The organism is Methylobacterium iners (assembly GCF_022179305.1).
Taxonomy (GTDB): domain Bacteria; phylum Pseudomonadota; class Alphaproteobacteria; order Rhizobiales; family Beijerinckiaceae; genus Methylobacterium; species Methylobacterium iners.
In genome coordinates this window covers 35,763-61,852 of the sequence record NZ_BPQP01000035.1, presented here as the reverse complement: position 1 = coordinate 61,852, position 26,090 = coordinate 35,763, and the positions used below count along the sequence as shown (strand labels likewise).

At 69.1% G+C, this 26,090-nt stretch carries 31 protein-coding genes; 11 read left to right on the top strand and 20 right to left on the bottom strand.

The genetic code is table 11. The features are described 5' to 3' along the window. Nucleotides 1-86: 86 nt before the first annotated feature. The 3 genes from MFF55_RS12840 to ldtR all read left to right on the top strand — a co-directional run bounded on the left by MFF55_RS12840 (nucleotide 87) and on the right by ldtR (nucleotide 2,309). Nucleotides 87-1,169 (top strand): enoyl-CoA hydratase/isomerase family protein, encoded by a 1,083-nt coding sequence (locus MFF55_RS12840; protein ID WP_238244489.1) that lies wholly within the window; start codon nucleotides 87-89, stop codon nucleotides 1,167-1,169. Beyond that, a complete protein-coding gene (locus tag MFF55_RS12835) occupies nucleotides 1,166-1,633 on the top strand; it encodes a DUF6163 family protein (protein ID WP_238244488.1) in 468 nt (155 codons plus the stop codon). Before MFF55_RS12840 ends, MFF55_RS12835 begins: the two co-directional genes overlap by 4 nt. A 163-nt stretch (nucleotides 1,634-1,796) precedes the next feature. Then, nucleotides 1,797-2,309: a transcriptional regulator LdtR gene (gene ldtR / locus MFF55_RS12830; RefSeq protein ID WP_238244487.1), complete on the top strand. Its 513-nt coding sequence runs from the start codon at nucleotides 1,797-1,799 to the stop codon at nucleotides 2,307-2,309. 414 nt (nucleotides 2,310-2,723) lie between these two features. Here the strand turns inward: ldtR and pqqA (MFF55_RS12825) are convergent, their stop codons facing one another. Next, nucleotides 2,724-2,813, bottom strand: coding sequence for a pyrroloquinoline quinone precursor peptide PqqA (gene pqqA, locus MFF55_RS12825; RefSeq protein ID WP_238244486.1), 90 nt, complete (start codon nucleotides 2,811-2,813; stop codon nucleotides 2,724-2,726). Between the two features lie 64 nt (nucleotides 2,814-2,877). Further along, nucleotides 2,878-2,967: a pyrroloquinoline quinone precursor peptide PqqA gene (gene pqqA / locus MFF55_RS12820; protein WP_238244485.1), complete on the bottom strand. Its 90-nt coding sequence runs from the start codon at nucleotides 2,965-2,967 to the stop codon at nucleotides 2,878-2,880. Nucleotides 2,968-3,299: 332 nt separating this feature from the next. On the opposite strand from pqqA (MFF55_RS12820), the gene mgtE reads away from it, so the two are divergent. Further along, nucleotides 3,300-4,670, top strand: coding sequence for a magnesium transporter (gene mgtE / locus MFF55_RS12815; RefSeq protein ID WP_238244484.1), 1,371 nt, complete (start codon nucleotides 3,300-3,302; stop codon nucleotides 4,668-4,670). Here the strand turns inward: mgtE and MFF55_RS12810 are convergent. The 3 genes from MFF55_RS12810 to MFF55_RS26820 all read right to left on the bottom strand — a co-directional run bounded on the left by MFF55_RS12810 (nucleotide 4,651) and on the right by MFF55_RS26820 (nucleotide 6,202). After that, nucleotides 4,651-5,469, bottom strand: a complete 819-nt coding sequence (locus MFF55_RS12810; protein ID WP_238244483.1) for a hypothetical protein — start codon at nucleotides 5,467-5,469, stop codon at nucleotides 4,651-4,653. The two genes, mgtE and MFF55_RS12810, sit on opposite strands and share 20 nt — an antisense overlap. A 62-nt stretch (nucleotides 5,470-5,531) precedes the next feature. Beyond that, nucleotides 5,532-5,999 carry a PRC-barrel domain-containing protein gene (locus MFF55_RS12805; RefSeq protein WP_238244482.1) on the bottom strand — a complete coding sequence of 156 codons (468 nt, stop codon included), beginning with the start codon at nucleotides 5,997-5,999 and terminating at the stop codon, nucleotides 5,532-5,534. Nucleotides 6,000-6,076: 77 nt separating this feature from the next. Next, nucleotides 6,077-6,202 carry a hypothetical protein gene (locus MFF55_RS26820; RefSeq protein WP_283206736.1) on the bottom strand — a complete coding sequence of 42 codons (126 nt, stop codon included), beginning with the start codon at nucleotides 6,200-6,202 and terminating at the stop codon, nucleotides 6,077-6,079. 554 nt (nucleotides 6,203-6,756) lie between these two features. Here MFF55_RS26820 and MFF55_RS12800 point away from each other — a divergent pair. Further along, a complete protein-coding gene (locus MFF55_RS12800; RefSeq protein ID WP_238244481.1) occupies nucleotides 6,757-7,092 on the top strand; it encodes an SWIB/MDM2 domain-containing protein in 336 nt (111 codons plus the stop codon). Between the two features lie 18 nt (nucleotides 7,093-7,110). Here MFF55_RS12800 and MFF55_RS12795 read toward each other — a convergent pair whose 3' ends face one another. Next, nucleotides 7,111-8,517, bottom strand: coding sequence for an MFS transporter (locus tag MFF55_RS12795; RefSeq protein WP_238244480.1), 1,407 nt, complete (start codon nucleotides 8,515-8,517; stop codon nucleotides 7,111-7,113). 89 nt (nucleotides 8,518-8,606) lie between these two features. On the opposite strand from MFF55_RS12795, the gene MFF55_RS12790 reads away from it, so the two are divergent. Beyond that, on the top strand, nucleotides 8,607-9,599 hold the full coding sequence (locus tag MFF55_RS12790; RefSeq protein WP_283206735.1) for an alpha/beta fold hydrolase: 993 nt from the start codon (nucleotides 8,607-8,609) through the stop codon (nucleotides 9,597-9,599). 9 nt (nucleotides 9,600-9,608) lie between these two features. On the opposite strand, the gene MFF55_RS12785 is transcribed toward MFF55_RS12790, so the two are convergent. The 4 genes from MFF55_RS12785 to MFF55_RS12770 are packed head-to-tail and all read right to left on the bottom strand — an operon-like array spanning nucleotide 9,609 to nucleotide 12,303. Beyond that, complete coding sequence (locus MFF55_RS12785; protein WP_238244479.1) at nucleotides 9,609-10,094, bottom strand: MmcB family DNA repair protein; 486 nt, start codon at nucleotides 10,092-10,094, stop codon at nucleotides 9,609-9,611. A gap of 49 nt (nucleotides 10,095-10,143) precedes the next feature. Continuing rightward, entirely contained in the window at nucleotides 10,144-10,959 is an 816-nt protein-coding gene (locus tag MFF55_RS12780) for a cobalamin-binding protein (RefSeq protein WP_238244478.1), read from the bottom strand. 6 nt (nucleotides 10,960-10,965) lie between these two features. Next, complete coding sequence (locus MFF55_RS12775) at nucleotides 10,966-11,487, bottom strand: DedA family protein (RefSeq protein ID WP_238244477.1); 522 nt, start codon at nucleotides 11,485-11,487, stop codon at nucleotides 10,966-10,968. Nucleotides 11,488-11,523: 36 nt separating this feature from the next. Further along, entirely contained in the window at nucleotides 11,524-12,303 is a 780-nt protein-coding gene (locus tag MFF55_RS12770) for a DUF1499 domain-containing protein (RefSeq protein ID WP_238244496.1), read from the bottom strand. A 254-nt stretch (nucleotides 12,304-12,557) separates the two neighbouring features. Between MFF55_RS12770 and MFF55_RS12765 the strand changes: the two genes are divergently transcribed. After that, nucleotides 12,558-13,061 carry a MarR family winged helix-turn-helix transcriptional regulator gene (locus tag MFF55_RS12765; RefSeq protein WP_238244476.1) on the top strand — a complete coding sequence of 168 codons (504 nt, stop codon included), beginning with the start codon at nucleotides 12,558-12,560 and terminating at the stop codon, nucleotides 13,059-13,061. A 12-nt stretch (nucleotides 13,062-13,073) separates the two neighbouring features. Here the strand turns inward: MFF55_RS12765 and MFF55_RS12760 are convergent, their stop codons facing one another. From MFF55_RS12760 to MFF55_RS12750, 3 genes are read right to left on the bottom strand one after another with little or no spacing between them, the layout of a single operon-like run. Further along, nucleotides 13,074-13,340, bottom strand: a complete 267-nt coding sequence (locus MFF55_RS12760; RefSeq protein ID WP_238244475.1) for a YARHG domain-containing protein — start codon at nucleotides 13,338-13,340, stop codon at nucleotides 13,074-13,076. Between the two features lie 36 nt (nucleotides 13,341-13,376). Then, nucleotides 13,377-14,117 (bottom strand): HAD family hydrolase, encoded by a 741-nt coding sequence (locus tag MFF55_RS12755; RefSeq protein ID WP_238244474.1) that lies wholly within the window; start codon nucleotides 14,115-14,117, stop codon nucleotides 13,377-13,379. Continuing rightward, a complete protein-coding gene (locus tag MFF55_RS12750) occupies nucleotides 14,118-14,657 on the bottom strand; it encodes a hypothetical protein (RefSeq protein ID WP_238244473.1) in 540 nt (179 codons plus the stop codon). 109 nt (nucleotides 14,658-14,766) lie between these two features. Between MFF55_RS12750 and MFF55_RS12745 the strand changes: the two genes are divergently transcribed. The 4 genes from MFF55_RS12745 to MFF55_RS12730 all read left to right on the top strand — a co-directional run bounded on the left by MFF55_RS12745 (nucleotide 14,767) and on the right by MFF55_RS12730 (nucleotide 18,977). Then, nucleotides 14,767-16,140, top strand: coding sequence for an aminotransferase (locus MFF55_RS12745; protein ID WP_238244472.1), 1,374 nt, complete (start codon nucleotides 14,767-14,769; stop codon nucleotides 16,138-16,140). A gap of 330 nt (nucleotides 16,141-16,470) precedes the next feature. Next, nucleotides 16,471-16,683: a hypothetical protein gene (locus MFF55_RS12740; RefSeq protein WP_238244471.1), complete on the top strand. Its 213-nt coding sequence runs from the start codon at nucleotides 16,471-16,473 to the stop codon at nucleotides 16,681-16,683. Nucleotides 16,684-16,785: 102 nt separating this feature from the next. Then, nucleotides 16,786-18,177, top strand: a complete 1,392-nt coding sequence (locus MFF55_RS12735) for a diguanylate cyclase domain-containing protein (protein WP_238244470.1) — start codon at nucleotides 16,786-16,788, stop codon at nucleotides 18,175-18,177. After that, the gene (locus MFF55_RS12730) at nucleotides 18,174-18,977 is read left to right on the top strand and encodes a putative bifunctional diguanylate cyclase/phosphodiesterase (RefSeq protein WP_238244469.1); all 804 of its coding nucleotides are present in this window, start codon (nucleotides 18,174-18,176) and stop codon (nucleotides 18,975-18,977) included. Before MFF55_RS12735 ends, MFF55_RS12730 begins: the two co-directional genes overlap by 4 nt. Before the next feature lie 9 nt (nucleotides 18,978-18,986). On the opposite strand, the gene crcB is transcribed toward MFF55_RS12730, so the two are convergent. From crcB to MFF55_RS12695, 7 genes are all read right to left on the bottom strand, one after another. Then, a complete protein-coding gene (gene crcB / locus MFF55_RS12725; RefSeq protein WP_238244468.1) occupies nucleotides 18,987-19,355 on the bottom strand; it encodes a fluoride efflux transporter CrcB in 369 nt (122 codons plus the stop codon). A 27-nt stretch (nucleotides 19,356-19,382) separates the two neighbouring features. Further along, entirely contained in the window at nucleotides 19,383-19,877 is a 495-nt protein-coding gene (locus MFF55_RS12720) for a ribonuclease toxin HepT-like protein (protein ID WP_238244467.1), read from the bottom strand. Then, nucleotides 19,858-20,181 carry a nucleotidyltransferase family protein gene (locus tag MFF55_RS12715; RefSeq protein WP_283206734.1) on the bottom strand — a complete coding sequence of 108 codons (324 nt, stop codon included), beginning with the start codon at nucleotides 20,179-20,181 and terminating at the stop codon, nucleotides 19,858-19,860. The genes MFF55_RS12720 and MFF55_RS12715 overlap by 20 nt, the downstream gene beginning before the upstream one ends. 120 nt (nucleotides 20,182-20,301) lie before the next feature. Then, entirely contained in the window at nucleotides 20,302-22,554 is a 2,253-nt protein-coding gene (locus MFF55_RS12710; protein WP_238244465.1) for a xanthine dehydrogenase family protein molybdopterin-binding subunit, read from the bottom strand. A gap of 10 nt (nucleotides 22,555-22,564) precedes the next feature. Continuing rightward, nucleotides 22,565-23,578 (bottom strand): FAD binding domain-containing protein, encoded by a 1,014-nt coding sequence (locus MFF55_RS12705; protein ID WP_238244464.1) that lies wholly within the window; start codon nucleotides 23,576-23,578, stop codon nucleotides 22,565-22,567. After that, nucleotides 23,575-24,105, bottom strand: a complete 531-nt coding sequence (locus MFF55_RS12700) for a (2Fe-2S)-binding protein (RefSeq protein ID WP_238244463.1) — start codon at nucleotides 24,103-24,105, stop codon at nucleotides 23,575-23,577. Before MFF55_RS12700 ends, MFF55_RS12705 begins: the two co-directional genes overlap by 4 nt. Nucleotides 24,106-24,378: 273 nt before the next feature. Then, nucleotides 24,379-26,055 carry a methyl-accepting chemotaxis protein gene (locus tag MFF55_RS12695; RefSeq protein ID WP_238244462.1) on the bottom strand — a complete coding sequence of 559 codons (1,677 nt, stop codon included), beginning with the start codon at nucleotides 26,053-26,055 and terminating at the stop codon, nucleotides 24,379-24,381. Nucleotides 26,056-26,090: the final 35 nt, after the last annotated feature.

Here is a 26,090-nt window from a genome sequence, read left to right as displayed (position 1 = left end):
GCGGCGCCTGAGCGTGTCGCACCTCCCGCGAGATTGACGCCCCGGCGCCGAGTCCGTCTAAGCACCCCCTGCAGGAAGGGATGCCGATGGTGGGTGGCGCGGAGCCGGAGATTCTGTTCGAGCAGCGCGGGGCCGTCGGCCTCGTGACCCTGAACCGGCCGTCGCGGCTCAACGCGCTCACACTGCCCATGCTGCAGGCGATGCATGCGCAGCTCGAGGCCTGGGCCGACGAGCCCGCGGTGACCCGCATCGTGGTGCGCGGCACCGGCGGGCGGGCCTTCTGCGCTGGTGGTGACATCCGGCAGGTCTACGACCTCGTCCGCGCCGGCCGGGACGAGGAGGTCTCCGCGTTCTGGACGAGCGAGTACCGCCTCGACGCCGCGGTGAAACAATACCCCAAGCCCTACATCGCCCTGATCGACGGGATGGTCATGGGCGGCGGGGTCGGCATCTCGCTCCACGGAAGCCACCGCGTCGCCGCGGAAGGCTACGTCTTCGCGATGCCCGAGGTCGGGATCGGGTTCTTCCCCGACGTCGGCATGACCTACGCGCTGCCACGGCTTCCCGGCCGGACCGGGACCTACATCGCGCTCACAGGGGCGCGGATCGGCGTCGGCGACGCGCGGGCCATCGGCCTCGCCACGCATGGCGCGCGGGCCGCGGATTTCGACGCCATCGTCGACGGGCTCGCTGCGGGCGGTGCCGTGGACGCAGTCCTCGACGAATGGGCGACGGAACGCCCCGAAGCGGGACCGCTCGTCGCGGAGCGCGGCACGATCGACCAGTGTTTCTGCGCCGAGACCGTCGGCGACGTGCTCGGTCGCCTCGACGTCGCGGCGTCCGCCGGCTCCGCCTTCGCGGCCGAGACGGCGGCCCTGATGCGGACACGTTCGCCCACGAGCCTCGCCATCGCCCACGAGCTGATGCGGCGGGGCGGGAGCCTGAGCTTCCCCGAGGCGATGCTCGCGGAGTACCGGCTGGCCGTAAGGGCCATGCAGGGGACCGAGTTCCTGGAGGGCGTGCGTGCCGCGATCATCGACAAGGACGGCAAGCCGAACTGGCTGCCGCCGGATCTGGACGGCGTGGACCCGCGGTTGATCGCGGCGATGTTCGAGCCGTTGGACGGCCCGGAGCCGCGCTTCGGCGCTCATGAGCGGGAGGGGATGTGAAGGGTTTGATCAAGGTCGGCGCGGCGCGCGACGGGCGCGGCCGTCCCGCCGAGGGCTCGGGCGACCGGATCGAGCGAACGCCGAGCGTCAGCCAGACAGCCTGGGACGCGGTCCTGGTCTGGTTCATGCGCATCGTCGCGCTGATCTGGCTTGCCAAGGGCGCTGCGACCTGGGCGGCGATCCTCGACGTGCTGCCGGGTGCCAGGCCCTTCGAGGCCGAGCCCCTGGGACGGCAGGCGGTGATCGTCTATTTCGCGGTGATCGATCCCGTCGCCGCCGTCGGGTTGTGGCTGACCAGCGCCTGGGGCGGCGTGGTCTGGCTGCTCGCCGCCACCAGCGCCCTGACGCTCGCAGTGCTGACGCCGCAATTGCTGACCTTGCCGATGCCTGTGCTTGCTGCCCAAGCAAGCATCATCGTTATCTACTTCGGATTGTCTTGGCTTGCTGCGTCCGAGAACAGGTAAACCAGACGTTGCGTCGATAGCTTCACTTTGCATTTACCAGCAGAGGTAAATCGCAAATTCATCCTATCGCTTAAATCGGCTTTCATTCGGGGTCTCTAGGTTGGCTTCATAAGCGGTGACGAAGAGCACCGATAAAGGCACAACAAAGCAGACGAGGCATTCGATGAAGACCCAGGCCGCCAAGGTTATCGAAACCAAGACTTCCCCTGAGACCAGCACGACCGCCGGGTCTTACCTGGAGGCGCTGCATCTCGTCGAGCGGCTGCATCGCCGGCTCCTCGACGTGATCAAGGATGAGTTCGAGCGGCGCGACCGCGGCGACGTGAACAGCGTGCAGGCGCTGCTGCTCTACAACATCGGCGACAAGGAGCTCACCGCGAGCGAGCTGCGGACGAAGGGCTACTATCTCGGCTCGAACGTCTCCTACAACGTCAAGAAGCTCGTCGAGGCGGGCTACCTCCACCACGCTCGGTCCAAGACCGACCGGCGCTCAGTGCGGATCAGCCTCACCGAGAAGGGCCGCGCCGTCCACGACATCATCCAGGCGCTCTACGACAAGCATGCCCGGACGATCCAGCCGATCGGCGGCATCTCGGACGACGATTTCAGCCGCCTCAACCTCGCGCTCGGCCGCCTGGAGCGCTTCTGGACGGATCAGATCCGCTACCGGCTGTGATCGTCGCTACATTGTAATCAGAAGGGCTGGATCGCGGGTTTCGCGATCCAGCCCTTCTGATTCTCGGGCGACCCGCTTTTGATCGGTTTGGTCGCGGCCCTCCCGACCTTTCCCGGGTCGGTGAAGCGTCAGCCGAACCCGATCCGCGACCTAGCGCGAGAAGCCGCGAAGCCTCTGAACCCTGGCGACCCTCGTCACGAGCCGCTGAAGCGGCCGTTCAGTTCCTCCATCCCGGAACAGCTTCCGCTGACGCTCCAGGCGTCCGGGAAAGGGGTGCGGAGAGGAAGCGACCGGCCGGGCAGCAGCACGACCCCTGGCTCTAGACCGCGAGGCCCTCCCGAGCCAGCACGCAAAAGAAAAGGCGACACTCCTTTCGGAGTGCCGCCCTTCAAGCCGGTGAAACGGCTCGACGCCTTAGTTGAAGGTGTCGATCTCAGCCGACTCGTAGCTGGTGACTTCCATGCCGACGGCGACTTCCTGAACGACGGGGGCAGACCACTTCATGGTGTTTCTCCTGGCTGGTGTGAAGGTCGGTTAGAGAGACGATGAACCCTGGCGGGCCAACGCCTTAGTTGAAGGTGTCGATCTCGGCTGAGTCGTAGCTGGTGACTTCCATGCCGACGCAAACTTCCTGAACGACGGGGGTGGACCACTTCATGGTGAAACTCCTTCGTGTTCGACGACCCTGATATAAGCGATCTGTTGGGCACAATACAAGCGGACGCTACACTTATATTTCTCATAAGATCCGGGGGAAAGTGCCGAAGCGCCGTCACGCATCGCCGGTTTCCCAGCGATCTCAAGGACTACCGGCAATATGGTGCCGGTCGCTGCGGACCACAACCCGCAGGCCCGACGCCGGCTCGATCCCGAGGGTTGATGCGCGCAGCGACGCGGCGCTCTATCGCGCGACCGGCCTGGCCGACTCTCGGCGTCAGCCCGATGTCGCGGTGGCGCGCCGCCGATCTTCCGCCCTTGTGAGATGAGGCCATGAACCAGATCGCGACCGCTCCGGCGAGCGTCGAACCTGCCGTGCTCGCGGCGCGTCTCGCGGACGAGCGGGCGCCGGACATCGTCGAGGCCCTGAACGCCGAGGCGGCGGAAGTCGCCGCCGCGATCCTGCTGAGCCTGCCCCAAGAGCGGGCTGTGGAAGTGCTCGACCAGCCCGAGCTCGACTGCGCTGCCGACATCGTCGAGATGCTGCCCCGGGACCGGATCGCCGGCTACCTCTCCGCCATGTCGGCCGACCGGGTCACTGACCTGTTTCGCGAGATCGAGGAGCCCGGCCGCTCGGACCTGCGCGGCCGGCTCGACGCCGAGACCCGCGGCGCGGTCGACAGGCTCAGCGCCTATGGCGAGGAGAGCGTCGGCTCCCTGATGACTACCGAGTTCGTCACGGTCCCCGGGAACTGGACCGTGCGCCAGACCCTCGAGCACGTCCGCCACGTCGAGAAGACGCGGGAGACCATCTACGCGATCTTCGTGCTCGATCCGCGCACGGGTGCGCTCACCAAATCGGTTCCGCTGCGCCGGCTCATCTCCGGCGAGCCGGACGACAACGTTCTGAGCGTGGCGCCCGGACGCCGGCCGCTGGCCGTTTCGCCCACCGCGAGCCGCGAGCAGGCCGCACGCCTGATCCGCAAGTACGATCTCCTGGCCCTACCCGTGGTCGACGCGGTCGGCCACGTCATCGGCATCGTCACCGTCGACGACATGATCGACGCGATGATCGAGAAGCAGACGCAGGACGTGCAGCGCTTCGGCGGCATGGAGGCTCTGCCTGAGCCCTACATGGATATCGGCTTCCTCACGATGATCCGGAAGCGGGCCGGCTGGCTCTGCGCCCTCTTCCTCGGCGAGATGATGACCGCCACTGCCATGCAGGGCTTCGAGGGCGAGCTCGAGAAGGCCATCGTCCTGACCCTCTTCATCCCCCTGATCATGAGTTCCGGCGGCAATTCCGGCAGCCAGGCGACCTCGCTGCTGATCCGGGCGCTCGCGCTCCATCAGGTCCGCCTGCGCGATTGGTGGCGGGTCGCGGTGCGGGAGATCCCGACGGGCATCGTGCTCGGCGCCATCCTCGGCCTGATCGGCGTCGTCCGCATCGTCGTCTGGCAGAAGGCGGGGCTCTACGATTACGGCCCGCACTGGCCGCTGGTCGCCGCGACCGTCGGGGCTGCGCTCGTCGGCATCGTCACCTTCGGCTCGCTCGCCGGCTCGATGCTGCCCTTCCTCCTCCAGCGGATCGGCTTCGACCCGGCCACGGCTTCGGCGCCGTTCGTGGCGACCCTCGTCGATGTCACCGGCCTCGTGATCTACTTCTCGGTGGCGCTGCTGATCCTCAGGGGGACGCTGCTGTAGCTGAGCTCCGGCTCTTCGCCTGCGTCGCCCGCTCCGTACGCCTCAGCCGGCGCCGGGCCTCGCCGCGCTCCGCTTCGGTGGGCAGCCACCAGCCGCGGCGCCGGTCGGCGTCGGACACCGCCTCCGCGGGCTCGATCGTCGCGAGGTCGCGCCAGGTCGGCGGCCGCCACCAGCCCCAGACATGGGGCCGTTCGGCGTCGGGGAGACCCAGGACGGGCATCTCGCCCGCCTCGATGATAGGCCCGTCGTCGATCGCCTCGACGGTGACGATCCCGAAGAACAACGTGCTCACGGATGCGCCCAGCGGCGGAGGATCGCCCTGCGGCACGGGATAGCGCCGCCTGCGCCGTTCCGCCTCGATGAGCCGCCGGCCTTCGTCGCCGGCCCGGCGGCGCTTCGCGTCGGGCTCGTTGCGCCGGGCTGCGGCCTCGATCACCGGCCAGACCGCGCGCAGGGCTTCGTAGGCCCGAAACGGCAGGCGCCAGGCCTTCCGCTGGGGATCCCATCGCGCGGGCGGCAGCGTCCGCAGGGTGTCGATCACGGTGCGGGAATAAGGCGTGCGCACCGTCAGGTCGTCGCCGACCTCGAGATAGGGGCTCTCCAGGGGATCGAATTCGTAGGCGTCGCGCCCCTTGGCGTCGGCATGGGCATCGCCGAGCATGCGCTCGCCGTCGATCCAGGCGCCGAGGCGCTTCTCCGCCGTCGTGCCCGGCACGAACCACCGTGCGTCCCGGCGGCGGAAGCGCGCCCGGGGAAAGGTCTCGCGGAAGCGGGCGATCCTGTCGCGGTCGAACGGCATCGCGACCAGGGCGCCGGGCTGCTTGCCGTCGCCGGGGGAGATCGCGAAGTCGTCGGGCGTGCTCAGGCGGTCGGCGCCTTCCGACCGCCGTAATAGTCGTCGAGGCGCTCGCCGTAGCGCGGGTCGCTGAAGGGGTCCTCGCCCGGCCCGTGGCGCGGCGCGCCGGCCAGGGTGTCCTGATCGATCTCGACGACGTAGCCGCCGAGCTCGACGCTGTAGCGCAGCGACCGCCAGGGCAGGGGATGATGGCTCTCGCCAAGGCCGAGAAACCCGCCGAAGGCGAGGACCGCGTAGGCGACCTGACCCGAGACCTTGTCGACCATGAAGTTATGAACCGAGCCGAGGTGGTTACCCGCGCCGTCGTAGACGGCGGTCCCCTCGACCTTGTTCGACGCGATCAGGCGCGCGGTCTCGTCGACCGCGATCTCGCCCGAGGCCGGGTCCAGCTCCATCGAGCCGGGCCTGCGGAAACTCCGCTCGTTGCGGGAGGGAGCGTGCAGCGGGGGCGTGTTCGGCAGGTCTGTGGGCATGGCTGCTCCAGGGGCAAGCTGCGCCCCGTGGAAAACAAGCGTCGTGCCCGTGCGGGGTTCCGTCAGCGGCCCTGCGTTCAGAAGGTCGCGGCGACCCGGGACGGTTCGCAGGAAGTCGTCTGCTCGGCCGCGACGGCCGATACGAGGGTGAGGATGAGGGCGACGGCGGCGCCGACGGCAAGGAGGAGGGCGGTGATGATCATCGGACGACCTTCCGTGCTTCGCCTTAAGGCGCTGTTACCTTAACCGTTAGGCCGCTGCCCGGAGGTGCGCCGGGGCACATGCCGCCCTCCCGGTCCACGTTGAGGAAGAATTCGCCAAGAAAAACTTTCCTCCCTCCTCGCCACCGCTCGGGGCCTCGCCGTGAGGTTCATCCGCTCTGCGCGCGGCGGCGGCCTTCGTCGCGCCCTGCGGGCCAACCGTTCGGAGCAGGGGCCGCAATTCGACTTCCCCCGACAAGCCGTTGTCCGAAAACAGCTTTCTGCGCCATCTCCGACACCTGGAACGCGCGATGGGGCGGCGCCCGGACGACAAGTAGAGGCGCGTTGCATCTAAGTTGTGGGCAATGAAGTCCCCGACTTTGTTCTCCCGATACGGCTCCTTGAGCGCCTGGAAGGCCTCCGCCCTGTGGATGATGTTGCGCCGTGAGGTATTTTCCGCTTGGAACGGCGGCAGCACCGCTTAGTTGTTGCACCTATGCGCCGCGGGGCTTCGTGCCGTGGAGTAACGGCGCGCAAAGGCAAACCGGAGGGAAGCCATGGCGACCAAGACCGCACCGAAGAAAGACGAGAAGTCCGCCGCGCCGAAGGCCAAGAAGGCCGCCGCCCCGAAGGCGGCCGGTGGCAAGCCGAACGCGCTGCAGCAGCCGCTCAAGCCGTCGGGCGAGCTCGCCGCCGTCGTTGGCGCCGCCGCCCTGCCGCGCGGCGAGGTGGTCAGCAAGGTCTGGGAGTACATCAAGAAGCACAACCTGCAGAACCCGGCCAACAAGCGCGAGATCCTGGCCGACGAGAAGCTCAAGAAGATCTTCGGCAAGGACAAGTGCTCGATGTTCGAGATGAACAAGCACCTCGCCGCGCATCTGAATTCGGCCTGACCGGGAGCGCTGCGCGCCTCAGGCGTCGCTGCGGCGCCTGAGGCGCAGCGCACTCGCGATGGCGCCGGCGGTCGACAGGCCGGCGGCGCACCACAGGACGAGGGGAACCGCGCCCGAGGGGCCGGCGGCGTCTCCGCTCCGCTCGCCGAAGCCGAAGATCACGGCGACGACGGCCGATCCCAAGGACTGGCCGACGAGGCGCGCCGTCGCCTGCATGCCCCCGGCACCTCCGCTTCGCGAGCGCGGCGCGCTCGTCAGGATCGCTTTGTTGTTCGGCGGCTGGAACAGGCCGAAGCCGATCCCGCAGAGGGTCAGGGGCCCGATGATGGCCACCGGCGTCGGCGGAAGCGCGGCCATGGCCGCGAGACCCATCGCCATGAGGCTGAGGCCGATGCCGCCGAGAAGACCCGGTGCGTAGCGATCGGCAAGGCGCCCCGAGATCGGCGCCACGACCGCGATGGCGATGGGCCAGGCGGTCATCAGCAGGCCCGTTTGCGCCTCAGAGAGGCGCATCGCCTCGTGCAGGTAGAAGGGCAGCGCCACGTAGGCCATCATCTGCGCGCAGAACGAGACGATCGAGGTCGCCATCGACAACGCGAAGACGGGGATGCGCAGAAGGTCGACGGGCAGCAGCGGCGCCGCCAGGGTGAGTTGGTGGCGCACGAAGACCGCGCCGAGGACGAGCGCGGCGGCGATCTCGGCGATCGCCGTCGGGCGTCCCTCCGGATGCCCGAGGCCATCGATTCCGATGATGAGAAGCCCGAAGGTCAGCGCGTTGAGGATCGCGCTGAGGCCGTCGAAGCGCGCGCCGCTGCGCGGCGTCGCCGGCAGGGTTCGGATGGCGGCGGCAAAGGCGACGATGCCGATGGGCACGTTGACGAGGAACAGCCAGGGCCAGCCCGCCACCGTCAGGATCGCGGCCGCCGCCGTCGGCCCCGCGGCCGAGGACAGGGCGACGACCAGGGCGGTGTTGCTGACGCCGCGTCCGATCAGGTTGTTCGGGTAGATGAAGCGGACGAGCGCGATGTTGACGCTCATGATCCCGGCGCCGCCGATCCCCTGCAGGATCCGCGAGACGATGAGCCAGTCGAGCGTGGGCGAGAGAGCGCAGGCCAGGGAGGCCGCCGTGAAGAGGGCGAGGCCGGCGAGGTAGACCCGCCGATAGCCAAGGATGTCGCCGAGCGCGGCGAAGGGCAGGAGGCAGACCGTCACCGCGATCTGGAAGCCGCTGACCACGAAGACGGCCGCGCGCGGGCTCACGCCCAATTCCCTCGCCATCGCCGGAAGGGCGACGTTGACGATCGCGCCATCGAGCACGGCCATCATCAGGGCGAGCGCGATAGCCAGCATCGCGAGCCCCCGCTCGCGCGCCGGCAGGCCGTCCTTGATCTGACCCGGTTCGGGTGCGCGGGCTGCGTCCGTCATCGCTGCGAGCCCTGAACCATCCGCGGCGGTTTTGAAATGCCCTATCTCTGCGGCAGAGGCCGCGGATCGGCCGTCACGGGGACCATTCCATGCACGTCCTGCTGCTCGCGCTGCTGCTCGCCTTCTCTCCCGGCCCCGCACGCGCGCAGACCACGCCGCTCGGGATCGCGCTGGAGGGATTCGCCTATCCCCATCCCGTCCGTTACCTCGACCTGACCCGGGACGGAGAACGGCAGCGGCTCGCCTACATGGACATTCCGGCGGCCGGGAACGCTAACGGTCGCACCGTGGTGCTGCTGCACGGGCGCAACTTCCCGTCGAGCTACTGGCAGCCGGTGATCCCGAGCCTGACCGCGGCCGGCTACCGCGTCGTCGTGCCGGATCAGCTCGGCTTCGGGAAGTCCTCGAAGCCGGTCGGTCCCTTCACCTTCGACGGGATGGCGGCCGACACCGTGGCGCTCCTCGACGCCCTCGGTCTCGCCCGCGTCGACGTCGTCGCCCACTCGATGGGCGGCATGCTGGCGGTTCGGCTCGCCCGCAATGCACCGACGCGCGTCAACAGCCTCGTGCTCGAAGCGCCGATCGGGCTGGAGGATTACCGCTTCGCCGTGCCGCCGGTCTCCGACGAGACGCTGCTGAAGCGCGAGGGCGAGCTGACGGCGCCCGCCTACCGCAAGCAGCTCATGACGAGCTACGCGCTGAGCCTGCCGGAATCGGCGATCGAACCCTTCGTCGCCCTGCGCGAAGGCGTGAAGAGCTCCGGCGAGTACCCGCGCTGGCTCCAGTCCTTCGTGAATTCCTACCAGATCATCTGGGGTCAGCCGGTGGTCCACGAGATTCCGCTGGTCCGGGCGCCGACCCTGTTCGTGATGGGCGGCAACGACCGCAATGCCCCGGGCAAGGCCTTCGCGCCGCCTGAACTTCAGGCAGGCATGGGCGACAATGCCGGGCTTGCCCGGGCGCTCGCGGCCAGGATGCCGGACGGCCGCGCCGTCGTCTTCGAGGGGATCGGCCACCTCGTCCACATGGAGGCGACGGACCGCTTCAACGCCGCAACGATCGAGTTCCTCAACACGCATTGACGCCGGGCGTCAGAGCGCACCCTCGCGGATGGCGCCCGGGTCGGCGAGCGCGTGCAGCAGGCGCGCGGCGTTGTGGGCGAAGCGCAGGGTCACGGCCTTGCGGCGCGCCCCGCTCAAGGCGTGGTCCGGGGGGTCGCGAAGGATCGCGGCACCGAAGCCGTCGGCGACGATGAGCCCGGTCTCCTCCGGTATCAGCGTCTCGGGCAGGGTCTCGGGAATCGCGAAGTAGAAGCGGTCGCAATAGTCGCGGTAGTCCGGCCATTTCCGATCCGCCCGGAAATCGGAGACGCTCGACTTGATCTCGATGATCGTCAGCCGCCCGGCCGGGCAGAGCGCGATCACGTCGGCGCGACGCCCGTTGGCCAGGGAGAACTCCGGGATCGTCACCTGGCCGAGATCCGCGAACAGGCGGCGGACCCCGCGCTGGACCTGGAGCGCGGTCGGCGACTGGCGTCGGTCAGGCGGCAGGAGCGCATGGGCGAGGGCTGCGGACACGATTTTTCCGGGGGCGATGACGGAGCGACCTTGATTCGTCCCCACAGAATCAGGCCGCGCCCGCCTTGTCACCTGCGGCGGGATCGCACCCGGAAAGCGCCGCCCGGATCGCGTCGAAGCCGTCGCTCAAGGCCGCCGGCCCGGGCTGCAGGATCAGCGGCGACTTGATCTCATGGACCCGGCCCGCCGCAACGGCGGGGATCGCCGCCCAACCCGGCCGTTCGCGGATGCGGGCGATGTTCACCCGCTTCCCGCACCAGGACGCGAGGATCACGTCCGGGCGCGCGGCGATGACGGCCTCGGAAGTGACGATCCGGTCCTTGGCGGCGGCCGCGCGGGACAGAACTGGAAAGACATCCTCGCCGCCCGCATAGGCGATCAGGTCGGAGACCCAGCCGATCCCGGAGATCATCGGCGCGTCCCATTCCTCGAAATAGACCCGCGGACGCGGCCTGCCGGCGCAGGCGGCGGCCGTCGCGACGAGCCGATCCTCGAAGGAGCGGGCCAGCGCCTCGGCGCGCTCGCCTGCGCCGACGAGGCCGCCCAGCGTGCGGATCATCGCGAGGCAGCCGGCAACGTCGCGCTGGTTGAAGAGGTGGACGGCGAGGCCCGCCCGCGCGAGATCGGCGACGATGTCGGCCTGGAGATCGGAGAAGGCGAGGACGAGGTCCGGCTTGAGCGCCAGGATCTTGGGGATGTCGGCGCTGGTGAAGGCCGAAACGCGGGGCTTCTCCCGCCGAACCCGCGCCGGCCGGACCGCGTAGCCCGAGACCCCGACGATGCGCTGCTCCTCGCCCAGCAGGTAGAGCGTCTCGACGGTCTCCTCGGTGAGGCAGACGATGCGCTCGGGCGGGAAGCGGCGCACGCCGCCTCAGGCCCGAAAATAGGCCAGGATGCCTGCCCCCGGCGCCAGCATGATGAAGGCCCAGGCCACCGCCGAAAGGACATTCGCGATCTGGAACGGGATACGAGGGACGCCGAAGATCCCGGCGATCAGCGGCACCACCGCGCGCGCCGGCCCGAAGAAGCGGCCGACCGCGACGCCGCTCGCGCCCCATCTCCGGCAGAAATCCTCGCCGCGGGCGACCATCTCGGGGTAGCGCCGCATCGGCCAGAGGCGCTTGGCGTCGTCCTTGAAGTAGTGGCCGAACTCGTAGGAGAGCCAGTCGCCCAGCGTCGCGCCGATGGCCGCGGCGATGACGACCGGCCAGAACGGGATGTCGGCCGCGCCGATCAACGCCCCGATGCCGAGCAGGATCACCGTCGCCGGCACCAGCAGGGAGAGAAAGGCGACGGATTCGCAGAAGGCGATGATGCCGGTGATCAACGGCGTCCAGGCCTTGTGGGTCTCCACGAAGGTGAGGGTCGCGTTGCGCAGCGCGTCGAGATCCATGGGCGACCTTCCGTGGGGGAGAGCTTTCGGAGCCGCTTACTTGACGGCGATGGCGAGGTTGGCGACCTCGTCGAGATAGGCCCGGATGCGATCCGCATTCGCGCCGAGGTCGCGCGATCCGAGGCGCGAGGCCGAGCGGACGTCGATCCGCGCGCCGTCGGCCCTCGGCCGGACGCGGACGGTCACGTCGTCGGGCAGGTTCAGGATCAGGCCGCGCGACACGGCCTCAATCCGTCCGTTGCCGATGCGGCCGCCGGGCCGGATCGCCTCGACGATCTGCCAGCGCCGGTTGACCGCCGCCTTGCGGGCGAGCTCGAACGCCTCGTTCGCGTCGAGGTCGAGGGTCAGCGGCGCGATCTGCGGATAGGCCTTGCGCTGCTCGGCGCGGGCCTCGGCCCCCGGATCGGGCGGATAGCGTCCGTCCCGCGCGGCGAAGGCGGTGCGCGAGCGCGAGAAGGCCGGCGGGTTCTCGGTATCGGTGCTTACGTCGGCGATCGCCGGCAGGCGCAGACCGCGCAGGCCCGCATAGGCGGGATAGGCGAGGACGAGGCTGGCGATGAACATCCCGCCGATCGCGGCGCCGAGGCCGCGCGCCCCGTCGCGCCAAACCCGGAGAAACGCGAAGAGCGCGAGGCCGACGGCCAGCAGGGCCAGCGCAGGACCCGCGGCCAGGGCGGCGAGCGCCGGCCCGGCCTCCGCGCGCGGGTCTCGCACGAGGAGCAGGGCGAACGCCGTCACGAGCAGCGAGAGCCAAGCCAATCGGCGCGCATAGGATCCGGCGCGGGTCGAGGGTTCCAGGACGGGACGGCGACGCATGGGCACCGGAATGGCTTCTCCCGGCCCGGCTGGCGTCGCAAGCGCCGGCGGCGCCTCCGGGCCGCTCGGGCCTCTCTATGATGGTCGTCGCAGACGATCCGGGAACCCTGGGCCGCGTCGCGGGATGACCTCGACGATGCGCCGACGCCGCCCCGACGCGTCGGCCGAGACTTAGCGTTCAGGGGCGGTCAGCGCCAGACGCGACTTTCGTCCGGGTTCCGGGAAGGTCCGGTTCTGCTATAGCGACGCTCGACATGACCGCGACCCTCTCCGCCCGCGCCAAACCCAAGACGGATGCCGTCCCCAAAACGGACGTCGTCGACCCGCTCAGGGTCTGGTTTCGGTTCATCCGCCTCAACCGGCGGGTTTCCGCCGCCATTGGGGCGGAGCTGCGGGAGATCGGCCTCTCCATCCCGCAATTCGACGTGCTCTCGACCCTGACGGAGCGCGAAGGCCTGACCCAGCAGGACCTCGCTGCGCGGCTCTACGTGACCAAGGGCAATGTCTCAGGCCTCATTGACCGCCTCGTGGAGGCCGGGCTCGTCGAGCGCCGGGCGATTCCGGGCGATCGGCGCTCGCACGCGCTCCACCTCACCGAGGCCGGCACCGGCCTCGCGGCGCGGGGCATCGCCGCGCAGGAGGCCTATGTCGCGCGCACGCTGGGGCGAATCCCGGCGGAGGACATCGCCGAGTTCGAGCGTCTCGTCCTTCAATGGCGGGCCCTGGCCCGCGAGGATGCCGGCCCGGCTCGCGATTAGGGCCGGGACGCCTCAGGGCGCGCAGCCGTGCCGGCGCTCGTCGCGCTGGATGTCGGCGACCTTGGCGCGATCGCGGGCCGAGAGGGGAACGTCGCCGATCTCGTCGTACTTGCAGCCGGCATTGCCGAAGGCGCGTATCGCCTTGGCCGTGCGGAAGCAGTAGCCCGCATCCTTGTAGACCGCGTTGCGCTCGGCCCAGAGTTCGTCGCAGGGAAACTCGGCCAGGGCGGGCGTGGCGACGAGGAAGGCGGACAGGCAGGTGAGCGCGAGGCGTGGCACGGGGCGTCTCCGAGAATCGTCGCTCAACCTAAGCCGTTATCGGGCATCGTTTCCAGACGCGTCGATCCGGGCGAGCAGCCCGGGCAGGTCCGCGATCGAATCCACGCCGTGGTCGGCGAGCGGCGCCATCTGGCCGAGGGCCGCGGCGCCCAGGGGACCGCTTAGCACGGCGATCGTGACGGCCCCGGCCGCACGTGCGGCGAGGAGGTCGTAGGGCGAATCGCCGATCATGGCGATGCGCGACGCCGGGACGCCGAGATGATCCGCGAAGGCGGTGATCATCCCCGGCTCCGGCTTGGCGCCGAAGCCGGAATCGTAGCCTGCGATGAAGTCCATCGGCAGCTCGAGGGCGCGGGCCTGTGCGCGCGCTGATTCCTCCGTGTCGTTCGTCGCAATGCCGAGCGCGTAGCCTGCGGAGGCCAGGGAGGCTGCGATTTCGGCGGGACGTCCGAGGGGCTGCAGGAAGCGCAGGCCCTCCTCGCGGAACAGCCCGTCGAGCTCCGCCAGGAAGCGCGCGTCGGCCGGGCGGTCGAGGGCCTGCGCCCAAAGGTGGCCGAAGGCGGCCGAGGCGCCGGCGATCAGCGGAGAGGTGGGCAGGAAGCGTCGCTCGTCCTCGACGTAATGGGTGATCGCCATCAGCGCCTCGAGACGCCCGCGATCCCCCGCCGCCAGGATGGTCATGACCGCGTAGACGGCCGGTCCCCAGGTGCGGTCGAAATCGACGAGGGTGCCGTCCTTGTCGAACAGGAGGCCGCGCAGGCGGTTCGCGCGTGCCACCTAGACGGTCGCCCCAACCTTCTCGACCTCGACCATGAGGCCTGAGGCGCCGAGGCGCTCGCGGGTTATCACCCGATCGCCGGGCTCGAAGATCCCGAGCGCCACATCGCGGTCGGGGAGAATCACGGTCGTCGCCTTGTTCAGGTGGACGAGAACGTGGCGCTTGAGGGGCAGAGAGGCGGCGGCCCAGCGCTTCAGCTGTCCGTAATAGGGCTCGCGCCGCCAAGCGCCCGGCTGGCCCGGATCGACCTGCACGTTCATGTTGCGGGTCACGGGGTCGAGGCTGAGCACCATCTTGGCCCGGTCGGGCTTCCATTCCGGCCCAAGCCAGCTCTCCGTCATCCAGAGGCAGTGGAAGGCCCGGCAATGGTCGGGGCGGGTTTCATGGATGGCGCAGCCGCGCCCCTGCCTCGTGTGCCGGCACCATTGCCCGGCCACGCTCTCGACGGCGGGAACGTCGTAGACCTTGCAGCAGAGCGTGCAGGTGCCGCAGCTCCGGCCCGCTGCCGGATGGGCGACGATGGTCGCTGGGTCGAGCATGAAATTTGTGGGTTGCCGCGGCGTCGGGCGGGTTTGTGCCGGCGCATCGGGCCGTTAGTGTGGCGGCACGCTCCTCCGCCAGCCGATCCCCGCAAACCCCGGCGCCATCATGCTCTCGAACCTCGCGGCCCGCGACGTCGAAACCCTGATCCATCCCTACACCAACCTCGCGACGTTCCGCGAGACGGGGCCGCTGGTGCTGGAGCGCGGGCACGGCGTCTGGGTCTACGACAGCGACGGCCGACCCTATCTCGAGGGGATGGCCGGCCTTTGGTGCACGGCGCTCGGCTACTCGAACGAGGAGCTCGTCGAGGCGGCGACCGAGCAGATGTCACGCCTGCCCTTCACCCACCTGTTCTCGGGGCGCAGCCACGACCCGGCGATCGAGCTCGCCGAGACCCTGAAGGAGCTGATGCCGATCCCGACCTCGAAGGTGTTCTTCACCTCCTCGGGCTCGGAGGCCAACGACACCCAGGTCAAGCTGACCTGGTACCTCAACAATGCGCTCGGCCGCCCGCGCAAGAAGAAGATCATCTCGCGCATTCGGGGCTACCACGGCGTCACGGTCGCCACCGCCTCGATGACGGGCCTGCCGGCCAACCATGCCGACTGGGACCTACCGCTGCCCGGCTTCCTGCACACGGCCTGCGCCCACCATTACCGCTTCGCGGAGGCCGGGGAGACCGAGGAGGCGTTCTCCGCGCGCCTCGCCGACGAACTCGAGGCGCTGATCCTGCGCGAGGATCCCGATACGGTCGCGGCCTTCGTGGCCGAGCCGGTGATGGGCGCCGGCGGCGCGGTGGTCCCGCCGGCGGGGTACTTCGCGAAGATCCAGGCGGTGCTCAACCGCTACGACGTGCGCTTCATCGCCGACGAGGTCATCTGCGGCTTCGGGCGGCTCGGGACCTGGTTCGGTTCCGAGGCCCTGGGGCTGCGACCCGACACCCTGTCCTTCGCCAAGGGCGTGACCTCCGGCTACATGCCGCTCGGGGGCGTCACCGTCGACGAGCCGCTCTACCGGGCGATGGTGAGCCAGAGCGCCAAGCTCGGCACCTTCGGCCACGGCACGACCTATTCGGGGCACCCCGTGGCCTGTGCCGTCGCGCTCAAGACCATCGAGATCTTCCGTCGCGACCGCATCGTCGAGGGCGTGGCCGAGAAAGCCCCGCACTTCCAGGCTCGGCTCTCCGCCCTGGCCGAGCATCCGCTCATCGGCGAGGCGCGCGGGATCGGCTTGATCGGTGGCATCGAGATCGTCGCGGACAAGCGCACGAAGCGGCAATACGAGCCCAAGGCCGGCGTCGCGGCGCGCTGCGTCGCTTTCGCGCAAGGCGAGGGGCTGATCGTGCGCTTCCTCGCGGGCGATCGCGTCGCGATCTGCCCGCCCCTGGTGATCGCGCCGGGCGAGATCGACACGCTGTTCGACCGTCTGACCCGGGCGCTGGACCGCACCGCGGCCTGGATCGCAGCCGAGGGCCACTGACGAAGATCACCGGAGCAGGGCGACGCGTTATTGGCCCAGCATGCGTGACTACCTGAGAGCTGACCGCATCGCATCATTGCGCCACTGCAATGCAGCGCGAATCGTATTCACTACAGGCTCGATCTCGTCTTGGCCGGGCAGGCGGGTAGAGTTCCGCCCGATCAACCGTAGCCTTAAGCTTCCGTTCACATTGCTTCCACGTTTATGGGTCAGCTGCCGGCCGAGCGCGCGTCCGGGTCGAGCCGGAAACGGTGCCCGAGCGACGCGCGCAACGGTCCCTGACAGGAAGGTCGGGCGACCTCGGTCAGCGAGACAGGACGTCTGGTCATCATGTACCCCCCCCAGCAGAGCCAAGGCGACGCAGCCCGGACGGAGCGCCGCCCGAACGGCCAGGACCTCGAACGCGACGGCTTCCGTCCCGTAGCGTTGCCGGCGCTCGCCGCGGCCGTCCGCATCGGCGCGACCGCCAAGCAGACGGCGCCCAAGGCAAGTTCCGCGGCAGGCTCCACACGCTTCCTGCATGAGGACGCGCCGATCGTCTGATCGCGGCGCCGACCAAGGCTGAATTCGGAGATCGAAGAGTAAAATACGTTAGGATTTTGCATTATCGATCGGGGTTGGACGAGGTCGGCCGGTTCCGAATTCATGCTCTCATCGCACGTTGATCTTGGGTCCGCCGGCGACGCCGAGGAGCAGCGCTCAGTTGCGGTGCGGCGGATCATGGGCGAGCCGGATCCCGGCCTCGACCGGATCCTGCGCCTCGCAGCCGCCACCTTCGGTACCCCGATGGCCGCGATCGTCCTCGCGAATGCCGAAAGCGTGTGGCTGCACGCAGCGCTCAATCTCGACGCCGTCACGGTGCCCCGCATCGGTTCCTTCTGCGATGCCGTAGTTCGAAGTGACGCACCGCTCGTCGTGGGGGATGCGTGGCGGGATCATCGCTTCGCGGGGCATCCGCTGGTCACCGGCGCCCCCGGCATCCGGTTTCTGGCGGGCGTGCCGCTCGTCTCCGCCGACGGCCATCCCCTCGGCGCGTTCTGCGTCATAGATCGCGAGCCGCGCGCCTTCTCCGAGGAGCAGGCGGCCCAACTGGCCGAGCTGAGCGGCGTGGCAAGCGACCGCTTGGCCATGCACGGCGCGGCCCGCGCCGGAGCGCTCGCCGCGGGCTTCACCAGGGCTGCGGAATACGCCTTCATGGCGATCGATCACGACGGGATCGTCGTCTTCGTGAACCCGGCCTGCGAGATGCTCTACGGCTATGCCTCCGGCGAGATGCTGGGCCGGAGCATGGATTGCATCATCCCGGAGCCGTTCCGGGAGGCGCACAAGGCGGGGCTTGCGCGCATCGCTGCCGGCGGACCCTCGAAGCTCGCCAACCGCAGCATCGAGGTGACGGCCCTGCGCAGGGACGGGACCACGTTCCCGATCGAATTCTCCCTCTCCATCTGGCGGGACGGCGCTCGGACCGGTATCGGCGCGGTCATGCGCGACATCAGCGCTTGGCGGGAGCGGGATGCACGCCTCGTGCAGTTGGCGCATCATGACGCGCTGACCGGCCTCGCCAATCGTGTCCTGTTCAACGAGCGGCTTGCCACGGCGCTGGCGAGCGACATCCCGACGACCGTGATGCTGCTCGACCTCGACGGGTTCAAGGAGGTCAACGACAGCCTGGGCCACGGCACCGGGGACGCGCTGCTGCAGGCGGTCGCCATCCGTCTCTGCGCCTGCGCCGAGGCCGATGGCATGGTTGCCCGGCTGGGTGGGGACGAGTTTGCCGTGCTCCTGCCGCGGACGGCCGACCCGCTGAGGGCCGGCGCCTTCGCCGCCTCCGTGCTCGAGGCCTTCCGCGAACCCCTTCAGGTCAGCGGCCATACGTTTCACGTCGGCCTCAGCATCGGCGGTGCGCTCGCCGCAGCCGGCACCGACCGCGTCGCGCCGGACGAGCTCGTGGCGGATGCCGACCTCGCGCTCTATCAATCGAAGCGCGACGGACGTCGCTGCTTCCGCCTCTTCACGCCGTCGATCGCAGTGCCGTGATCGCCCGACGCACGCTGCACGACGAGCTGACACGCGCGCTCGAGGCCGGCGAGTTCGTCCTGCACTATCAGCCCCAGGTCGCGCTGCAGACCGGGCGCGTCATCGGGGTCGAGGCGCTTCTGCGCTGGCAGCATCCGCTGCGCGGGCTCCTGCTGCCCGGCGCGTTCCTCCCCGCGCTCGAGGCCCACCCGATCGCCCCGACGATCGGACGTTGGATCGTCGACGAGGCCTGCCGTCAGGTCGCGGCTTGGCGCGATGCCGGGCTGCCGACGATCCGGGTGGCGGTCAACCTCTTCGGTGCACATCTGCAAGGCGGCGGCCTCGCGGGCGAGGTGATGGACGCCATCGGCCGGCACGGGTTGCCGGCCGATGCACTCGAAATCGAACTCACGGAGCGGATCGCGCTGCATAGCGAGGACGCGGCGCTCGACCCGATCCGCCTCCTTCACGGGGAGGGGGTGGCCATCGCGTTCGATGATTTCGGGACCGGCTACGCCTCCCTGAGCTCCCTGAAGCGCTTTCCGCTGACCCGCCTCAAGATCGACCGCAGCTTCGTGCGCGACGTTCTCACGGACCGCCACGATGCCGATATCATCCGCGCCATCCTCGGCATGGCGCAGAGCTTCGGCCTCGACGTCATCGCGGAGGGCATCGAGACGCCGGAGCAGGAAAGCATCCTGCGCGCCATGGGTTGCCGCGAGGGGCAGGGCTATCTCTACGGCAAGGCGATGCCGCCGCAGGCGCTCGCCGATCTCGTCGCCCGTGACTGCCTGATCATGCCGGGCCTCAGTGCCGCCTGACCGGCTCCGTCACAGGATGGCCCGCGCGACCCAGAGCCCGACGAATAGCCCTCCGAGGGCGATCACCACCGAGGCCACGATGTAAGCGGCGGCGGCGGCGGCTTGGCCCCGCTCGATGAGGCTGACGGCCTCGAGCGAGAAGGTCGAGAAGGTGGTGAAGCCTCCGAGCACACCGGTGGCCAGAAACAGGCGCGCCTGTGGGCTCTCGCCGCGCAGGCCGAACCAGCCGACCAGCATGCCCATCAGGATCGATCCGACGACGTTGATCGCCAGCGTACCGTAAGGGAAGTCCGAGTCGATCCGCGCCGCTACAAGGTTGACGGCATGGCGCATGACGCCGCCGATACCCGCGCCGATGAATACGAGGACGAGGTTCATGTCGGCTCGACGCGGCAGCGGCGCGTCTCAGGCGCGTGGATCCGCCGGATCGATCGCGTCGAGGAAGCTTCCGACTTCCCTGCGAAAGAGGGTGAAAGCCTCGATCGCTTCGGCGCTGCGGGCGATGACCACGTCAAAGTCGAGATCCAACCCATAGGTGTTTCGCTCGCGATGCCTGAACGCTCGAAGGCGATCGAGGCGCGCATAGCAGTCAGGCGACAGCACCGCGGGCCGCACGCCTAGAACGGCGTGGCTCATACGTTTCAGCAGGGCGACATGCCACCCGTCCGAACGCCCGACCGCGCCGCCGTCCACGCCGGTCGCGATCATGGACATGACCCGCTCCACGCCCGTGTAGATCTTCTCGGTCGCCGAAGCACAGATATGAACGGCCTCCCAACCCTCGTGCGTGCCTCGCGCGGGCAGGGAACCCTGCACGCGCGCCAGCGAACGCCTAAGATGGTCGACCTCCGCCGCGATGTCGGAGAGCTCGTTCTCGCTATCAAGCGAGATCTCTTGCATCGACGGCCCTTTCCCTGAAGTGCCGGAGCTTCCATGGTGGAATCTCGTCCTGATAGACCACGTCGAAGCGATGGCCGTGCAGGTGATCCTCCACGATCCCCTCGATCGCGTACTTCAGGTGCGGCGGGCACGACGTGACCAGAAGATCGATATCGGAGCCCGCCTCGTACTCGCCCCGCGCCAGCGATCCCGTGACGAGTGCCGACACGCCAAGATCGGCCAGCGCTGCGACTGCCTCTCGAACCCTGCGAGTCGCGATCTCACGCGTCGCCGGGGTCTGGGCATGAGATCCAGTTTCCTGCATGACGCGATCCTCTCGCGACGAGGATCGCTTCATGGCCGCAACCCGTCAACCGGGCAGGCTGACGTCAGCTGGTAGGTGACGGACGCCGTAGAGCGATCAGGCCGTCGCCCCTCCCGACGCCTATTCAAGCACCTTGTCGATCGTGATCGGCAGATGCCGGATGCGCTTGCCGGTGGCGTGATACACCGCGTTGGCGATCGCGGCCGCCGTGCCGACGATGCCGATCTCGCCCAGGCCCTTCACGCCCATCGGGTTCGCCTGATCCTCCTCATCGACGAAGATCACGTCGATGTCGTAGATGTCCGCGTTCACGGGCACGTGGTACTCGCCGAGATTGTGGTTCATGAACCGGCCGAGCCGGTGGTCGAGCATCGATTCCTCGTGCAGGGCCGAGCCGATGCCCATCACCACGCCACCGAGGATTTGGCTGCGCGCCGTCTTCGGGTTGAGGATCTTGCCCGCGGCGATCGCCGAGACGATGCGGGTGACCCGCACCTGCCCGAGCTCCTCGTCGACCTTCACCTCCGCGAAGATCGCGGAATGGGTGTAGTGCGAGAACTTCTTCATCTGACCCGGATCGGACTCGGCCGACCCCATCGCCTCGATCCGGTCCAGGCCCCCGGCCCTCATCGCGTCGATCAGTGTCACGCTGCGCGAGGGATCGTCCGTGACCTCGATGCGGCCGCCGCGGAAGGCGACGCGCTCGAAATCGACGTTGGCGAGGGGCGAGTTCTCCATGCCGCGGGCCAGGGTGAACACCTGAGCCGCGATCTCGCGGCAGGCCCGCATCGCCGCCGTCCCCGACGAGGCGGCGGTCCAGGAACCGCCGGCGAGCGGCGCCTCGGCGAGGCTCGTATCGCCGAGCTTCACCGTCACGTCCTCCATCGCAAGCCCCAGCGTGTCGGCGCCGATCTGGGTCAGGATCGTGTAGGTGCCGGTGCCGAGATCCGCGGTCGAATTCCCGATCTCGAGACGGCCGTCGGCGGTGAGCACGGCCTGCGCGCTCGACTTCTGCATCAGCGCCTCCCAGACGCCCGTCGCCATGCCCCAGCCGACGAGTTCCTTGCCGTCGCGCATGGAGCGCGACTCAGGGTTGCGGGCCTGCCATCCGAACCGCTCGGCGCCTTGCGCGTAGCAGGCCCGAAGCTCCTTCGAGCTGATCGGCTTGTCCTCGGTATGGTCGGTCTCGGTGTAGTTGCGCAGCCGCAGGGCGATCGGATCCTGGCCCGTCGCGTAGGCGAGTTCATCCATCGCCATCTCGAGGGCGAAGACGCCGGTCACGGCACCCGGCGCGCGCATGTCACCCGGCGTGAAGGTGTCGATCTGCGCGAGCTTGTAGTTCAGGGAGACGTTCTCGCATTCGTACAGGATGCCGGACCAGTTGACGACGACCTCCTGGTAATCCTCGAACCGCGAGGTGCCCGAGATCGCGTCGTGCCGCACCGATTGCAGGCGGCCGTCTTCCGCCGCCGCGACCGCCACCGTCTGGAGCACGTCGGGCCGGTAGGTGAAGCTGAACATCTGGTCCCGCGTCAGCACCACGCGGACCGACCGTTCGAGGACCTGGGCTGCCATCATCGCCAGGAAGAGCTGGTATTGCGGGCGGAGCCCCGACCCGAAGCCGCCTCCGAGATAGGGGCTGATGACGCGCACGTCGTCCTTCTTCAGCCCGAACACGGCCATGAGGTAGCTCTGGCTGTTCGAGACGCCCTGGATCTTGTCGTAGACGGTGAACCGGCCGTCGCCTTCCCACACCACGGTGGAGGCGTGCGGCTCCATGGGATTGTGATGCTCCGGCGCCTGCCGGTAATCCTCGCGCAGCCGCACCGGCGCGGCGTCGAAGGCGCCGTCCGCATCGCCTCGGGCACCCGGGGGCGGCTTGATCCCCGAGCGCTTCTTCGGCGGCACGTAGGCGAGGTCCTGCTGCCGGGTCAGGTCGGTTTCAGGAGCCTCCGCCTCGTAGCCGATGCGCAGGAGCGAGGCGGCGTAGCGCGCCCTGTCGAAATCCTCGGCCACGACGAGCGCCACCGGCTGACCGCTGTAGTGAACCTTGTCGTCGTAGAGCGGCCGGAACGGCGAGCCAGGGGGCGCGACCTGATCCTGGTAGTTGTAGTCGAGCCAGGCCGTGCGCGGCCGGTTCTCGTGGGTGAAGACCTTGACGACGCCGGGGACAGCCTCGGCCGCGCTGGCGTCGATGGCCGTGATCCGCCCCTTGGCGATGGCGCTCGACACGACGTAGCCGTGCGACAGGTCCGGCGCGTCGAACTCGCCCGCGTATTTCGCCAGCCCCGTGACCTTGGCCGGGCCATCTACGCGGCTGCGGGCGGCGCCGACATGGCGGTCGACGCCGTCGATGCTGATGCTGTGGGCCATGGTTCGTGCCTCAGGCGATGCGCTTGTCGGACAGGGGTTGCGGCGTGCCGGCAGCGGCCTGGGTCAGGCCGCGCACTATCGCGCGCCGTGCGAGCTCGATCTTGAAGGCGTTCTGCGATTGGGGCTGGGCGTGCCGGACGACATGGTCGGCGGCTTCCTCGAACACTTCGCGCGTCGGCGCGCGCCCCTGCAGCAGGGCCTCGGCCTCCGCGTCCCGCCACGGCTTGTGGGCGACCCCGCCGAGCGCGAAGCGGGCGGTCCGGATCACGTCGGCGTCGAGCTCGAGGATGGCAGCCACGGAGACCAGGGCGAAGGCGTAGGAGAGCCGATCGCGCAGCTTGAGGTAGGTGTAATGGCGCGAGAAGTCCTCCGCCGGGAGGTCGACGGAGAGGACGATCTCGCCGGGCTTCAGGTTGGTGTCCTGCTGCGGCGCGTCGCCGGGCAGGCGGTGGTAATCCGCGATCGCGAGCTGCCGTTCACCCTCGGGGCCGGCCAAGCGGATGGTCGCCTGCAAGGCGGCCAGCGCCACGCACATGTCGGAGGGATGCGTGGCGATGCAGTGCTCGCTGGCGCCGAGGATCGCGTGGATCCGGTTGACGCCGCCGATCGCCGCGCAGCCCGAGCCGGGCTGGCGCTTATTGCAGGGCGTGGCCTCGTCGTAGAAGTAGTAACAGCGCGTGCGCTGGTTGAGGTTGCCGCCCATCGTGGCGGCGTTCCGGAGCTGGCCCGTCGCGCCGGCCAGAATCGCGCTTGACAGGACCGGGTAGCGGGCCTGGACACGCTCGTCGTAGGCGGCCGTGGCGTTGGTGACGAGCGCGCCGATGCGCAACCCGCCCTCGTGCTCCTCGATGGAGTCGAGCGGCAGGCGCGTGATGTCCACGAGCCGGTCCGGGCGCTCGACGTTGTACTTCATCAGATCGACGAGGTTCGTGCCGCCCGCGATGAAGCGGGATTCGGCGCCCGACGCGAAGGCCTGGACCGCCTCGGCCACCGTTCCGGCGCGGACGTATTCGAAGCGGTTCATCGCGCGGCCTCGCCCTGCATCACGTCCTCGATCGCGTCGACGATGTTGGTGTAGGCGCCGCAGCGACAGATGTTGCCGCTCATCGCCTCGCGGATCTCGTCGCGGGTGTGCGCATGGCCCTCGTTCATCATGCCGATGGAGGAGCAGAGCTGACCGGGCGTGCAGTAGCCGCATTGGAAGGCGTCGTGCTCGATGAAGGCCTCCTGGATGGGGTGCAGTCCGTCCGATCCGGCCCCGCGATTGGCAAGGCCCGCAAGACCCTCCACGGTCGTGATCGCGGCGCCGTCCTTCATCACGGCGAGGGCCAGACAGGAATTGATCCGCACGCCGTCGACCAGAACGGTGCAGGCGCCGCACTGCCCGTGGTCGCAGCCCTTCTTGGAGCCCGTGAGGTCGAGTTCCTCGCGCAACAGGTCGAGGAGGGTGGTCCAGGGCGCGACCTGGAGTTGCCGAGCCTCTCCGTTGATCGTCAGGCTGATGCCGATCCGGGTGTCCGCCGCGACCGGCGAACCGCTTTCGATGAGCATGAAAATCCTACTGCGCTTGAGGGCCGTCCGGGCGCGAGGGCGCAGCAACGGTCGGCCGCGTGGGGGCAGATCGGATTCATAACGGTTCCAAACTCGGGCCTGTTCCCCACGGGCCGGGGCTCGGCACGCTCTTGGAGTCGTGGGTGGACGGCTGAAGGAGGCTGGGCGGGAGGGCACAGGCACCTCCGGAGGACCGACCCGGCGGTCTCGGCCTCGATCCCGGCCCGCCGCGGCCTCCACCCGAAGCGAAGCCGCCCGGACGCCGCGGCGCCCTCAGGCCGCCCGGACCGTCGCCAGGAAGGTCCGAACCTCCTGGTGGAGGCGGTCGGATTGCGCGGAGAGGTCCGAAGCGGCGCCGAGCACCTGCGAGGCCGCGAGTCCCGTTTCCTGGGCCGCCTGGCTCAGGCCGTTGATGTTGGCCGTCGTCTCGCGCGTGCCGATCGCGGCCTGATGAACGGCGTGCACGATCTCCTGGGTCGCGGCGCCCTGTCCATCCACGGCCGAGGAGATCCCGGCGGCCGTGTCGTTGATCTGCCCGATCGTGCCGGAGATGCCCTGGATGACGGTCACGGCCTGGGCGGTCGAGGCCTGGATGCCGGCGATCTGCTGACTGATCTCGGCGGTGGCCCGCGTGGTTTGCTCGGCGAGGCTCTTCACCTCGGCCGCAACGACGGCGAAGCCCTTGCCGGCCACGCCGGCCCGGGCCGCCTCGATGGTGGCGTTGAGCGCCAGGAGGTTGGTCTGGCTGGCGATGCCGGAGATCATGTCGACGATGTCGCCGATGTGGTTGGCCGCCTGGCTCAGGTCACGCACGACCTTGGCGGACACCTGCGTCTCGGCCACGGCGCCCTGCGCCATGGTCGCCGCCCGCGTCACCTGCTCCCCGATCTCGCGCACGGAGGCCCCGAGCTCCTCGGCGGAACTCGCCACGGTCGTGACGTTGGCGCCGGCCGCGGCCGCGGCGGTCGAAGCGGAGACCGAACGAACCGAGGTCTGCTCGGCAGCGGTCGTGAGTTGCTGGGCCGTCGCGTGCAGTTGCGTCGCCGCCGACGAGACGAGGCCGACGATGCCGCTGACGGCGCCTTCGAACCGATCCGCGAGCTCGTTCATCATGCGCTTGCGCTGGATCTCCGTCGTCTGCCGGGCCTCGATGGACTGGGCCTCGAGGACGGTGTTGCGGATCAGGCCCTGCCGGAAGACCTCGACGGCGCTCGCCATCTCGCCGATCTCGTTGCGCTCGCCGGCATGAGGGACCCCGACCGAGGTGTCGCCCGCCGAGATCAGGTTCATGACCCCGGCCATCCGGCGGACGGGGGTCGAGATCGTCCGCACGCACATCCATCCGATCGCGATCGTCAGCACCGCGGCGAGGGCGAGGACGATCAGGATCGAGCGACGCGCCTCCTGGCCGAGGTCGGCGGCCTCGCGGGCGATCCGCCCGCCGCTGGCCTCGTTGAAGTCGAGATCCGCCTTGATCGCGGTGCGTGCCGCATTGAGGGCCGGGAGCATGCCGTCGAGCAGGTAATCGCCGGCGCTCCTGTCCTTCTCGTTCAGCCGCCGGATGAACTCGTCGCCCATCGTCGCGTAGGCGGTGACGCTCGTCTTGACCGCCTGCCAGAGGGCGCTCTCGCCGTCTTGAACGAAGGGCTCGTAGGCGACGAGGTTCTTCTGGATGTCCGAGGCGGTCGCGCGCAGGCGCGTCAGCGACTGGGGCCGCCGCTCCTCGCTCGACATCAGGTAGGCGAGCTGCCGGCTGCGCAGCGCCTCGAAATCCTTCGCGATTTGGCCGAGGGTGCGCGTCGAGGGGAGAGCGTTCCCCCCCAAGTCGTCGATGGCCGCGCTCAGCGACGCGAACTTCAGGTAAGAATAGCCGCCCAGGCCGCAGACGAGGGCCGACAGGATCGCGAGGGCGCCGATCAGGCGCATGCGAACGGTGACGTTGGAGAGCATGACGACCGGCCTGACGAGGAGAGTGAGGACAGTGT